The following is a 12,237-nucleotide window of genomic DNA, read 5'->3' on the forward strand; positions in this document are numbered from 1 at the left end:
TAAGTCTCCTTCGGCTAGTCCGGCCCCATTCTGCCCTGCTCACCACCCCCCGACGCCCGCGCCCTGACCCACACCCCCCGCGCCCGCCCAGGCCCGCGCCCCTAGACCGCCCGCACCGGCAGCGGATATGGCGGGGGAGTGCCCCCGAACTCCGGGCAGACCGCCTGATGATCACACCAACCGCACAACCGGGTAGGACGCGGACGCCAGTCACCCGACTCCGTCGCCGACCGGATCGCCTCCCACAACGCCAGCAGCTTGCGCTCCACCCGCTCCAGATCCGCGACCACCGGGTCGTACGTCAGCACATCACCACTGCCGAGATACACGAGCTGCAACCGCCGCGGCACCACCCGCTTCAGCCGCCACACCACCAACGCGTAGAACTTCATCTGGAACAGCGCGCCCTCCGCGTACTCGGGCCGAGGCGCCTTGCCCGTCTTGTAGTCCACGATCCGCACCTCACCCGTCGGCGCGACATCGACACGATCGATGATCCCCCGCAGCCTCAGCCCCGACTCCAGCTCCGCCTCGACGAACAACTCACGCTCCGCCGGCTCCAGCCGCGTCGGATCCTCCAGCGAGAACCACCGCTCGACCAGCCGCTCCGCCTCCCCGAGCCACCGCGCCAGCCGCTCACCACCCGGATCCTCCGCGAACAACTCCGCGACCTCGGGCCGACTCTCCCGCAACCGATCCCACTGACCCGGCACCAACGACCGGGCCCGCGGCGCCGTCCGCTCCCCGGCAGGCGCGTCGAACAGCCGCTCCAGCACCGCATGCACCAACGTGCCCCGCGTCGCCGCCTCACTCGGCTTCTCCGGCAACCTGTCGATCACCCGGAACCGGTACAACAGCGGGCACTGCATGAAATCGCTCGCCCGCGAAGGCGACAACGACGCCGGAGGCACGGCAGCCACAGCAGCCCCCTCCACCGCAGCAGACCCCTCCACAGCGCCGTCAGTACTGGTATCCATGACCACAGAGCCTACGGCCCACCACCGACAGTGACCCAGCCGCGCCCACCCCCGCGTGACGCCGCACACATCACAAGGGGTGCCGGGGCGGACCACGACACGAACGCCGCATACCATCGACCCACGGACCCTCCCACCCCGTACCACCGGGGCCGGGGAGACGCTTCGATCGAGGGGACAGCGTGGACGAGAGCGGCGAGAGCGGACAGCCGCGCCCCGACAACAACGGCGCGACCGCCCGCGAGGAAGCCCCCACGGCGCAGACCGCCGACCCCGCGGCCCACGAGGACCGGCGGACACCCACCCAAACCCCACCGTCACCGGCCGACGACAGCACACCGGACGCCAAGACCCCCACCCCGTCGGCGCCCCTCGCCGACAAGAGCGCCGACAAGAGCGCCGAGAACACCGAGAACGCCACACCCGCGGCCCCCCGGAACACCCCCGCCCCGCAGCGCCCCAAAGAACCCGGCGGCGGCATCCTCATGGGCCGCCCCTTCGGCGTACCCGTCTACGTCGCCCCGAGCTGGTTCCTCGTCGCCGCCCTCATCACCTGGATCTTCGGCGGCCAACTCGACCGCGTACTCCCCGAACTCGGCGCCGCCCGCTACCTCGTCTCCCTCTTCTTCGCCGTCGCCTTCTACGCCTCCGTCCTCATCCACGAACTCGCCCACACCATCGCCGCCCTCCGCTTCCACCTCCCCGTACGCCGCATCCAGCTCCAGTTCTTCGGCGGCGCCTCCGAAATCGAGAAGGAAGCCGAGACCCCCGGACGCGAATTCGTCCTCGCCTTCGTCGGCCCCCTCCTCTCCCTCGCCCTCGCCGGCCTCTTCTACCTCGCCCACCAGACCGTCCGCGCGGACACCGTCCCCGGCGTCCTCCTCGCCGGCCTCATGATCTCCAACCTCTTCGTGGCCGCCTTCAACCTCCTCCCCGGCCTCCCCCTCGACGGCGGACGCATGCTCCGCGCCGTCGTCTGGAAGATCACCGGCAAGCCCATGAGCGGCACCGTCGCCGCCGCCTGGATCGGCCGCGCCCTCGCCCTCTCCGTCCTCGTCGGCCTCCCCCTCCTCACCCAGTCCGGCGCCCTCGGCGCCCCCGCCGACGACAGCATCGGCATGGACACCCTCACCGACGCCCTGCTCGCCGCCATCCTCGCCGCGATCATCTGGACCGGCGCCGGAAACAGCCTGCGCATGGCCCGCCTGCGCGAACACCTCCCCGAACTGCGCGCCCGCGCCCTCACCCGCCGCGCCGTCCCCGTCCAGGCCGACACCCCCCTCTCCGAAGCCCTGCGCCGAGCCAACGACGTCGGCGCCCGCGCCCTCGTCGTCGTCGACCCCCACGGCCAGCCCCTCTCCCTCGTCCGCGAAGCCGCCATCGTCGGCGTACCCGAACACCGCCGCCCCTGGGTCGCCGTCAGCAGCCTCGCCCACGACCTCACCGACGGCATGCGCGTCTCCGCCGAACTCACCGGCGAAGACCTCCTCGACGCCCTCCGCGCCACCCCCGCCACCGAATACCTCGTCATCGAGGAGACCGGCGAGATCTACGGCGTCCTGTCCGCCACCGACGTCGAACGCGCCTTCGTCAAAGCCATGGCCCGCCCGAGCTGACCACCGACTGGTCAGCGGCCCCCTCCGCTGCCGGTAGGCTGGTCACATGTCCGAACCGACCGGTGCCGCCCGCAGGCGCGGGCCCTTCAAGGTCGGGGACCAGGTACAGCTGACCGACCCCAAGGGCCGTCACTACACGTTCACGCTCGAAGCAGGAAAGAACTTCCACACCCACAAGGGTTCCTTCCCGCACGATGAACTGATCGGCGCCCCCGAGGGCAGCGTTGTCCGCACCACCGGGAACGTCGCCTACCTCGCGCTGCGCCCCCTGCTCCCCGACTACGTCCTGTCCATGCCCCGCGGGGCCGCCGTCGTCTACCCCAAGGACGCCGGACAGATCCTCGCCTTCGCCGACATCTTCCCCGGCGCACGCGTCGTCGAAGCCGGCGTCGGCTCCGGCTCGCTCAGCAGCTTCCTGCTGCGCGCCATCGGCGACCAGGGCATGCTGCACAGCTACGAGCGCCGCGCCGACTTCGCCGAGATCGCCCAGGCGAACGTCGAGCGCTACTTCGGCGGCCCTCACCCCGCCTGGCAGCTCACCGTCGGCGACCTCCAGGACAACCTGAGCGACACCGACGTCGACCGCGTCATCCTCGACATGCTCGCCCCCTGGGAATGCCTGGAGGCCGTCTCCAAGGCGCTCGTCCCCGGCGGCATCCTGTGCTGCTACGTGGCCACCACCACCCAGCTCGCCCGGACCGTCGAGTCCATCCGCGAGATCGGCTGCTTCAACGAGCCGACCGCCTGGGAGACGATGATCCGCAACTGGCACATCGAAGGCCTCGCCGTCCGCCCCGACCACCGGATGATCGGGCACACGGGCTTCCTGCTCACCGCCCGCCGCCTCGCCGACGGCGTCGAGCCCCCCATGCGCCGCCGCCGCCCCGCCAAGGGCGCCTACGGCGAGGACTACAGCGGCCCCAACGCCGACGCGGGCACCGGCCGCTGACCCGGCCCACGCCCCGCCAACTCACGAGCGCCGTGGCCGAGTTCCCCCCGACAACCGGGAACTCGACCACGGCGCTCACGCGTTGAACCACCGGCACGCGATCACATGTGACGCACCGCCAGCAGCACGGACCCCACCGTTCCGCCGCCCTGTGACGTGTGGCACGATGCGGGACACCCCACCGGCACAGCCCTCACAGGAGACATCTCTCTCGTGCAGCACCCCGTTGTCCCGGAACTGGCCCACGCCACCACCCGGCCCCTCCACTGGATCATCACGGCCGCCGCCGTCTCCGGCGTGATCGCCCTCTCCTCGCTGTTCCAGCCCGGCCCGGCCACCGCCGCCCAGCCCTCCCACGGGGCCAAGACGCCCCCCGTCACCGCGGCGGCCCCCGACCCCGCCGACGCCGACTTCCCCCTCCAGTGCGGCACCACCGAGCCCGTCGTGAAGCAGCAGGCCAAAGGCGACCTCGACGGCGACGGCCGCCCCGAGACCGTGGCCGTGGTCCACTGCGACGCCGGCATGGGCACCCCACCCGACGGCATCTACGTCCTCACGCGCGCCGCCGACTCCCCGAAGCCCCGCGTCGTCGCCACCCTCGTCGACCCCAAGGACCGCCTCACGGTCACCGACTTCGCCCTCCGCGACGCGGCGGTCACCGCCACCCTCGTCGGCTACTCCTCGCCCGACGTACCGAGTTGCTGCCCCGACCGGAAGACCCCCGCCAAGTGGCATTGGAACGACGGCGCGTTCATCCGCTCCACGCCCTCCGAAGCCCGGAGCGTATGACCCCCCGCCCCACCCACCTCAGCGGCCCCGCACACCAGATGCGCCAAATCCAGCCACACATGGCGCGCCGTGGTCGTACGATCACTCCACGTCGGGACCGTACAGCTCCACCCCGTCCGCGACCCGACGCACATGAATGCACTCCCCGGGACACTCCCGCGCCGAGTCGACCACATCCGTGAGAAGCGGCAGCGGTACGGGCGTTGTGGCACCCCTGGCCTGGAGAAGCTCCTCCTCCGGGCCCTTCACGTACGCCAAGCCGTCGATGTCCAGCTCGAAAACCTCGGGCGCGTACTGGGCACAGATGCCGTCGCCGGTACACAGATCCTGGTCGATCCAGACCTCCAGCGCCTCGCCGTCCACTGAGGCCTGCTGCTGCACGGTCATCTCTCCTGCCGATTCCTGCGCGGAGCCGCCCGGGAATCAGGCCAGCTCTGACGGGTGTTGAACACTCCGACCCTACCTTCGGCCGCTTCCCAATCATGTTCGGTGGGTATTCCCCTGGCGTGAGGGAGAGCGCAAGGGTGAAGATCGGACACACCCCACAGTCTTTGTGATCTAGGGGTTTCAATCGCCACCCACCCAGGTAGGGTCTGGAAGCGTCCAGCTCCCCTAAGAGGAGGTGAGGACCGTGGCAGCCCACGACGACGACATGAACCGCGGCATCCGCCCGGGACGAGGGTCCGACGACCCGGCCGGGCAGATCGCCTACCTTGAGCAGGAGATCGCCGTCCTGCGACGCAAGCTCGCCGACTCTCCGCGACACACGAGGATTCTCGAAGAGCGGATCGTCGAGCTGCAGACCAACCTGGCCGGCGTGTCCGCCCAGAACGAACGACTCGCCAACACACTCCGTGAGGCCCGCGACCAGATCGTGGCCCTCAAGGAAGAAGTCGACCGCCTCGCACAGCCGCCCGCCGGCTTCGGCGTCTTCCTCCAGGCGAACGAGGACGGCACGGCCGACATCTTCACCGGAGGCCGCAAGCTCAGGGTGAACGTCAGCCCCGGCGTAGAGGTCGACGAACTGCGCCGCGGCCAGGAAGTGATGCTCAACGAAGCGCTCAACGTGGTCGAGGCCATGGAGTACGAGCGCATCGGCGACATCGTCACCCTCAAGGAGATCCTCGAGGACGGCGAACGCGCCCTCGTCCTCGGCCACACCGACGAGGAACGGGTGGTACGGCTCGCCGAGCCGCTGCTGGACGTCACCATCCGCCCCGGCGACGCCCTCCTGCTCGAGTCCCGCTCCGGCTACGTCTACGAAGTCGTACCCAAGAGCGAAGTCGAGGAGCTGGTCCTCGAAGAGGTACCCGACATCGGCTACGAAGCGATCGGCGGCCTCGCCGGCCAGATCGAAGCCATCCGCGACGCGGTCGAACTCCCGTACCTCTACCCCGACCTGTTCAAGGAGCACGAACTGCGCCCGCCCAAGGGCGTCCTGCTCTACGGGCCCCCTGGATGCGGCAAGACGCTCATCGCCAAGGCCGTCGCCAACTCCCTGGCCAAGAAGGTCGCCGAGGTGACCGGCCAGGCCGCCGGCAAGAGCTTCTTCCTCAACATCAAGGGCCCCGAGCTCCTCAACAAGTACGTCGGCGAGACCGAACGGCAGATCCGCCTCGTCTTCCAGCGCGCCCGTGAGAAGGCCGGCGAGGGAACCCCCGTCATCGTCTTCTTCGACGAGATGGAATCCCTCTTCCGCACCCGCGGCTCCGGCGTCAGCTCCGACGTCGAGAACACCATCGTTCCTCAGCTCCTCGCCGAGATCGACGGTGTCGAAGGCCTGCAGAACGTCGTGGTCATCGGTGCCTCCAACCGTGAGGACATGATCGACCCCGCCATCCTGCGGCCCGGCCGCCTCGACGTGAAGATCAAGATCGAACGTCCGGACGCCGAAGCGGCCAAGGACATCTTCGGGAAGTACCTCACGGAGAACCTCCCCCTGCACGCCGACGACGTCAGCGAACACGGAGGAGACAGGGGCGCCACCATCCACGGCATGATCCAGACCGCCGTGGAACAGATGTACGCCGAATCCGACGAGAACCGCTTCCTCGAAGTCACCTACGCCAACGGCGACAAGGAAGTCCTCTACTTCAAGGACTTCAACTCCGGCGCCATGATCGAGAACATCGTCGGACGCGCCAAGAAGATGGCGATCAAGGACTTCCTGGAACACAGCCAAAAGGGCCTCAGGGTCTCCCACATCCTCCAGGCATGCGTGGACGAGTTCAAGGAGAACGAGGACCTGCCCAACACCACCAACCCCGACGACTGGGCCCGCATCTCCGGAAAGAAGGGCGAACGGATCGTCTACATCCGTACCCTCATCACCGGAAAGCAAGGCGCAGACACCGGGCGCTCCATCGACACGGTGGCAAACACCGGTCAATACCTGTAAAACACAGGGCGGCTGCGGGTGGCCCCACCGGGCACCCGCAGCCACCTGCATTTCAGGGCGCATCACTACAGGACAAACAACCAAATTGATCTCCCCACCACCGCAAAGGCGTTCTAGGCTCGTTCGTACCGCCACGTCGCGCCGTGCGGGGACGGGCACCGCACGCGCACCGGAACACCAGCGGTAACGGAGCGCCGCCCCGACCAAGGGCGCCGCCTGGCAAGGAGGGCCGCATGACCGTACGGCGAGTAATGGGCATCGAGACGGAGTACGGCATCTCCGTCCCCGGCCACCCCAACGCCAATGCCATGCTCACCTCATCCCAGATCGTCAACGCCTACGCCGCGGCGATGCACCGGGCCCGCCGGGCCCGCTGGGACTTCGAGGAAGAGAACCCGCTACGGGACGCGCGAGGCTTCGACCTCGCCCGCGAGGCCGCCGACTCCAGCCAGCTCACCGACGAGGACATCGGCCTCGCCAACGTCATCCTCACCAACGGGGCACGCCTCTACGTCGACCACGCCCACCCCGAATACAGCGCCCCCGAAGTCACCAACCCCCGCGACGCCGTCCTCTGGGACAAGGCCGGCGAACGCATCATGGCCGAGGCCGCCGAACGAGCCGCCCAGCTCCCCGGCGCCCAGCCCATCCACCTCTACAAGAACAACACCGACAACAAGGGCGCCTCCTACGGCACGCACGAGAACTACCTGATGAAGCGGGACACCCCCTTCTCGGACATCGTGCGCCACCTCACCCCCTTCTTCGTCTCCCGCCCCGTCTTCGCCGGAGCGGGCCGCGTCGGCATCGGCCAGGACGGCAACGAACACGGCTTCCAGCTCAGCCAGCGCGCCGACTACTTCGAGGTCGAGGTAGGCCTCGAGACCACCCTCAAGCGCCCCATCATCAACACCCGCGACGAGCCCCACGCCGACGCCGAGAAGTACCGCCGCCTCCATGTGATCATCGGCGACGCCAACCTCTCCGAGATCTCGACCTATCTCAAGCTGGGCACCACCGCGCTCGTCCTCTCCATGATCGAAGACGGCTTCATCGCCGTCGACCTCGCCGTCGACCAGCCCGTACGCACGCTCCACCAGGTCTCCCACGACCCCAGCCTCAAGCACCTGATCACCCTCCGCAGCGGCCGGACACTCACCGCCGTCCAACTCCAGATGGAGTACTACGAGCTCTCGCGCAAATACGTCGAGGAGCGCTACGGCGCCGACGCCGACGAGCAGACCAAGGACGTCCTGTCCCGCTGGGAGGACACCCTCAACCGCCTCGAGCGCGACCCCATGAGCCTCGCCGGCGAACTCGACTGGGTCGCCAAACGCGAACTCATGGAGGGCTACCGGCGCCGAGACAACCTCGACTGGGACGCCGCCCGGCTGCATCTCGTCGACCTCCAGTACGCCGACGTACGCGCCGAGAAGGGTCTCTACAACCGCCTGGTCGCCCGTGGCCGCATGAAGCGCCTCCTGACCGACGACGACATCGAGCGGGCCCGTACGAAGCCCCCGGAGGACACCCGCGCGTACTTCCGCGGTCGCTGCCTCGAGCAGTACGCGGACGACGTCGCGGCGGCGTCCTGGGACTCGGTGATCTTCGACCTGCCCGGCCGGGACTCGCTGCAGCGCGTCCCCACCCTGGAACCGCTTCGCGGAACGCGCAATCACGTCAAGGCACTCCTCGACCGCTGCCGCACGGCGGAGGATCTGGTCAGGGTCCTCTCGGGCGGATGAGCGAGGGTGGAAATCGCGGCGACCGGGAATCATCGAGATGGTCCCCGTACGTTGGAGTAACTGCGGGGCCGATGTCGGACCTGGCGAGTAGGGTCTGATCATCACCGATCGACGGAATGCCGACCATGTCGGGCGAACTGAGCGGGGTGAGGGTTATGGCGACCAAGGACACCGGCGGCGGCCAGCAGAAGGCGACGCGCTCCACGGAAGAGGTCGAGGAACAGACACAGGACGCGCAGGGCTCCGAGGACCTCCAGGAGCGGCACGAGAAATTGTCGGATGACGTGGACTCGGTGCTCGATGAAATCGATGACGTACTCGAGGAAAACGCAGAGGACTTCGTTCGGTCATTTGTTCAAAAGGGCGGCGAATAGGGATTCAGTCGGGCGGAACACCTTTGAATCCAAGGTGGGGGCTGTGAGTGTCAGGAACTGAACTGGGGAAGTGCTGCGCGCGGTGCGGCGAGTACAAGCCGCGCGCAGCCTTCGGTCGTAAGCGGTCGAACCTCGATGGGTTGCAGCGGCATTGCCGGGACTGCTCCATGAACTACCGGGGGGAGCTTCCGGTCCTCGGTCCGGAAGACCAGATCCCTGCGGGGCACAAACGTTGCCGAGGGTGCGGTGAGGTCAAGCCACGCAGCGAGTGGCATCGAAAGCGTGGCGTTACCGACGGCTTGGCCAGTCGCTGCAAGGCTTGTCGAGCGGCTGCGGCGCCCGCACAGCGCCTACTGCGTAAGTACGGCATGACCGAGGCCGAGCGGGACGAGCTGATCGCTTCTCAGGGCGGTGTCTGCTGCATCTGTCTGTCGGCTCCTGCCACTCAGGTGGACCACTGCCACAAGACGGGTAGGGTCCGTGGCGTACTGTGCTTCAACTGCAATTCCGGCCTCGGGCTGTTGCGGGACAACCCCGAAGCGATGTACCGAGCTGCCGATTACCTGGAAGGAAACGCGTGGAAGCCAACCCTCGTAGCACCGGGCGTCTACCGGCTGCCTTCCTGACGCCTGGGTCGTCGTCCTTCATGGACTTCCTCGCCGAGCATCAGCCCGAGCTGCTGCCCGGCAAGCGACAGTTGCCCGCCCAGGGTGTGATCGAGGCCCCGCACGGCACCACGATCGTGGCCGCGACGTTCCCGGGGGGCGTCGTGCTCGCGGGTGACCGGCGGGCGACCATGGGCAATCTGATCTCGCAGCGGGACATGGAGAAGGTGTTCCCGGCGGACGAGTACTCGGCGGTGGGTATCGCCGGCACGGCGGGTCTCGCCGTGGAGATGGTGAAGCTGTTCCAGCTCGAGCTGGAGCACTTCGAGAAGGTCGAAGGCGTGCAGCTCTCCCTGGAGGGCAAGGCGAACCGCCTGTCGACGATGATCCGTTCCAACCTCGGTATGGCCATGCAGGGTCTGGCCGTGGTGCCGCTCTTCGCGGGCTATGACCTGGACCGTGACAAGGGCCGTATCTTCTCCTACGACGTGACGGGTGGCCGCTTCGAGGAGCGTGCCTTCGCGGCCACGGGCTCCGGTTCGCTCTTCGCGCGGGGTGCGATGAAGAAGCTGTTCCGTGAGGACCTGTCCGAGGAGCAGGCCATGACCCTGGTGGTCCAGGCCTTGTACGACGCGGCGGACGACGACTCGGCGACGGGTGGTCCGGATGTCGCGCGCCGGATCTATCCGCTGGTCACGGTGATCACCGAGGAGGGGTGCCGTCGGCTCACCGACGGGGAGTCCTCCGAGATCGCCCGCGCGGTCCTGGAGCGGCGCCTGGAGCAGCCCGACGGTCCGAGTGCCGCGTTGCTCTGATGACGGTGCTCCGATGACTTCGACAGAAAGGGACGGGTAACCGGTGTCGACGCCGTTCTATGTCTCCCCCCAGCAGGCCATGGCCGACCGGGCGGAGTACGCCCGTAAGGGCATCGCGCGCGGCCGCAGTCTGGTCGTGATGCAGTACGCCGACGGCATCGTGTTCGTCGGTGAGAATCCGTCTCGTGCGTTGCACAAGTTCAGTGAGATCTATGACCGGATCGGTTTCGCGGCCGCCGGTAAGTACAACGAGTACGAGAATCTGCGGATCGGTGGTGTGCGCTACGCGGATCTGCGGGGGTACACGTACGACCGTGATGATGTGACCGCGCGGGGTCTTGCGAACGTGTATGCGCAGACGCTGGGCACGATCTTCTCGAGTGCGGCGGAGAAGCCGTACGAGGTGGAGCTGGTGGTGGCCGAGGTGGGGGAGACCCCGGAGGGCGACCAGATCTATCGGCTGCCGCATGACGGGTCGATCGTGGATGAGCACGGTTCGGTCGCGGTGGGCGGTAACGCGGAGCAGATCAGCGGGTTCCTGGATCAGCGTCATCGGGACGGTATGACGTTGACGGAGGCGTTGACGCTGGCGGTGCAGGCGCTGTCGCGGGACACGAACGGCAGTGAGCGGGAGATTCCGGCGGAGCGGCTGGAGGTCGCGGTGCTGGATCGTACGCGGCCGCAGCAGCGTAAGTTCAAGCGGATCGTGGGTCGTCAGCTCGCCCGGTTGCTGGCGGGTGACGGTTCGGCTGCCGCGGAGTCCGAGGAGGAGGCCTCGGGGGATTCGGAGTCCTCGGGGTCGGAGAAGTGATCACTCGTTCGGGTGGGTGAGGAGCGCGTCCTCGCCTGTTGTGTGTGCGCCCCGGCCGTTCTCGGTCGGGGCGCACGCGTGTGTGGGGCCGGTGGTCAGCGGGGTGGGGCGGTGGAGCCGCGGACGACCAGGTGGACGGGGATGTCGGTCTGGTCGGGGGTGTGGCCGTCGAGGAGGGCGAGGAGGGCTTGCATGCCGCGTCGGCCGAAGAGTTCGGCGTCGAGGTGGACGGTGGTGAGTTCGGGGTCGACGGCGGTGGCGAGGGTGAGGTCGTCGAGGCCGGTGACGGAGAGGTCGTCGGGGATGCGGAGGCCGAGGCGGCGGGCGGCCTTGTAGGCGCCGATGGCGAGCTTGTCGTCGTCGCAGACGAGGGCGGTGGGGCGGGGGCCGGGGGTGGTGAGGGCGGCTTCGGTGGCGGTGCGGGCGCCTTCGATGGTGAGGGGGGCGCGGGTGGTGCGGAGGGTGGTGCCGGGGGCGGCGGTGAGGCGGGTGGCCAGTTCGTGGGCTCGGGTGGTGAAGGTCCAGGAGGGGATGTCGGCCGCGAGGTGGAGGAAGTGGCGGTGGCCGAGGGCCAGGAGGTGGTCGGCGGTCTGGCGCATGCCGTCGGGGATGTCGAGGTTGACGGTCGCGGCGCCCGGGGTGGCGTGGGGGTCGCTGTCGAGCATGACGAGGGGGAGCGGGGCGTCGCGGAGGGCGGTGAGGGCGTCCGCGGCCATGGAGGAGGCGATGATGCCGTCGAGTGCGGCGCGGGCGGAGTGGAAGGGGTTCTTGGCGGGGCCGGTGCCTTCGGGGGAGGGGTAGAGGACGACGCCGAAGCCGTGTTCGGCGGCGACGGTGGCGGCGCCGGTGTAGACGCCTCCGAAGAATTCGCTCGTCAGGGCGGGTACGACGAGGAGGATGGTGCGGGTGTGGCCGAGGCGTAGGTTGCGTGCGGCGAGGTTGGGGCGGTAGCCGAGTTCTTGTGCGGCTTGCCGGATGCGTTCGGCGGTGGTCTCGGAGACGCGTCCGCGCCATTTGTCGCCGAGGACCAGGGAGACGGCGGCTTGGGAGACGCCGACGGCTTGGGCGACGTCGCGGCTGGTGGGTCGCGTGCTCCCTCGTGCCACCGTTGACCTGCTCTTTCGTCTGGACGTGCGGTTAGCGCTCATGGTACGTATG

The 12,237-nt window shown here is 68.6% G+C and carries 11 protein-coding genes and 1 pseudogene; 9 read left to right on the plus strand and 3 right to left on the minus strand.

Annotation, left to right across the window (positions count from 1 at the left end):
* Positions 1–14: 14 nt before the first annotated feature.
* Positions 15–977, minus strand: a pseudogene (locus ACZ60T_RS25430) (RecB family exonuclease).
* 182 nt (positions 978–1,159) lie between these two features.
* On the opposite strand from ACZ60T_RS25430, the gene ACZ60T_RS25435 reads away from it, so the two are divergent.
* The 3 genes from ACZ60T_RS25435 to ACZ60T_RS25445 all read left to right on the plus strand — a co-directional run bounded on the left by ACZ60T_RS25435 (position 1,160) and on the right by ACZ60T_RS25445 (position 4,331).
* Positions 1,160–2,593, plus strand: a complete 1,434-nt coding sequence (locus ACZ60T_RS25435; protein WP_469668008.1) for a site-2 protease family protein — start codon at positions 1,160–1,162, stop codon at positions 2,591–2,593.
* Between the two features lie 46 nt (positions 2,594–2,639).
* The gene (locus ACZ60T_RS25440) at positions 2,640–3,542 is read left to right on the plus strand and encodes a tRNA (adenine-N1)-methyltransferase (protein ID WP_252423809.1); all 903 of its coding nucleotides are present in this window, start codon (positions 2,640–2,642) and stop codon (positions 3,540–3,542) included.
* A 213-nt stretch (positions 3,543–3,755) separates the two neighbouring features.
* On the plus strand, positions 3,756–4,331 hold the full coding sequence (locus ACZ60T_RS25445; RefSeq protein WP_469668009.1) for a hypothetical protein: 576 nt from the start codon (positions 3,756–3,758) through the stop codon (positions 4,329–4,331).
* An 81-nt stretch (positions 4,332–4,412) separates the two neighbouring features.
* Here ACZ60T_RS25445 and ACZ60T_RS25450 read toward each other — a convergent pair whose 3' ends face one another.
* Positions 4,413–4,718, minus strand: a complete 306-nt coding sequence (locus ACZ60T_RS25450) for a ferredoxin (RefSeq protein ID WP_252423806.1) — start codon at positions 4,716–4,718, stop codon at positions 4,413–4,415.
* Between the two features lie 244 nt (positions 4,719–4,962).
* On the opposite strand from ACZ60T_RS25450, the gene arc reads away from it, so the two are divergent.
* The 6 genes from arc (at position 4,963) to prcA (ending at position 11,079) form a co-directional block, all read left to right on the plus strand.
* Entirely contained in the window at positions 4,963–6,729 is a 1,767-nt protein-coding gene (gene arc / locus ACZ60T_RS25455) for a proteasome ATPase (protein ID WP_365634595.1), read from the plus strand.
* A 233-nt stretch (positions 6,730–6,962) separates the two neighbouring features.
* Complete coding sequence (dop, locus tag ACZ60T_RS25460; RefSeq protein ID WP_365634598.1) at positions 6,963–8,474, plus strand: depupylase/deamidase Dop; 1,512 nt, start codon at positions 6,963–6,965, stop codon at positions 8,472–8,474.
* Between the two features lie 155 nt (positions 8,475–8,629).
* Complete coding sequence (locus ACZ60T_RS25465) at positions 8,630–8,848, plus strand: ubiquitin-like protein Pup (RefSeq protein WP_365634665.1); 219 nt, start codon at positions 8,630–8,632, stop codon at positions 8,846–8,848.
* Positions 8,849–9,216: 368 nt separating this feature from the next.
* Positions 9,217–9,474 carry an endonuclease VII domain-containing protein gene (locus tag ACZ60T_RS25470; protein ID WP_469668010.1) on the plus strand — a complete coding sequence of 86 codons (258 nt, stop codon included), beginning with the start codon at positions 9,217–9,219 and terminating at the stop codon, positions 9,472–9,474.
* Entirely contained in the window at positions 9,426–10,268 is an 843-nt protein-coding gene (prcB, locus tag ACZ60T_RS25475; RefSeq protein WP_365634604.1) for a proteasome subunit beta, read from the plus strand. Before ACZ60T_RS25470 ends, prcB begins: the two co-directional genes overlap by 49 nt.
* A 43-nt stretch (positions 10,269–10,311) precedes the next feature.
* Entirely contained in the window at positions 10,312–11,079 is a 768-nt protein-coding gene (gene prcA / locus ACZ60T_RS25480) for a proteasome subunit alpha (protein WP_365634608.1), read from the plus strand.
* A 95-nt stretch (positions 11,080–11,174) separates the two neighbouring features.
* On the opposite strand, the gene ACZ60T_RS25485 is transcribed toward prcA, so the two are convergent.
* Positions 11,175–12,185 carry a LacI family DNA-binding transcriptional regulator gene (locus tag ACZ60T_RS25485; RefSeq protein ID WP_469668011.1) on the minus strand — a complete coding sequence of 337 codons (1,011 nt, stop codon included), beginning with the start codon at positions 12,183–12,185 and terminating at the stop codon, positions 11,175–11,177.
* Between the last annotated feature and the right edge of the window lie 52 nt (positions 12,186–12,237).

This window comes from Streptomyces sp. NPDC104371, assembly GCF_055583785.1.

Excerpts from the sequence above, each read along its gene's own strand:
- ACZ60T_RS25440 (WP_252423809.1), top strand. The coding sequence starts at position 2,640 with ATGTCCGAACCGACCGGTGCCGCCCGCAGGCGCGGGCCCTTCAAGGTC.
- ACZ60T_RS25450 (WP_252423806.1), bottom strand. The coding sequence starts at position 4,718 with ATGACCGTGCAGCAGCAGGCCTCAGTGGACGGCGAGGCGCTGGAGGTC.
- dop (WP_365634598.1), top strand. The coding sequence starts at position 6,963 with ATGACCGTACGGCGAGTAATGGGCATCGAGACGGAGTACGGCATCTCC.
- ACZ60T_RS25465 (WP_365634665.1), top strand. The coding sequence starts at position 8,630 with ATGGCGACCAAGGACACCGGCGGCGGCCAGCAGAAGGCGACGCGCTCC.
- ACZ60T_RS25470 (WP_469668010.1), top strand. The coding sequence starts at position 9,217 with ATGACCGAGGCCGAGCGGGACGAGCTGATCGCTTCTCAGGGCGGTGTC.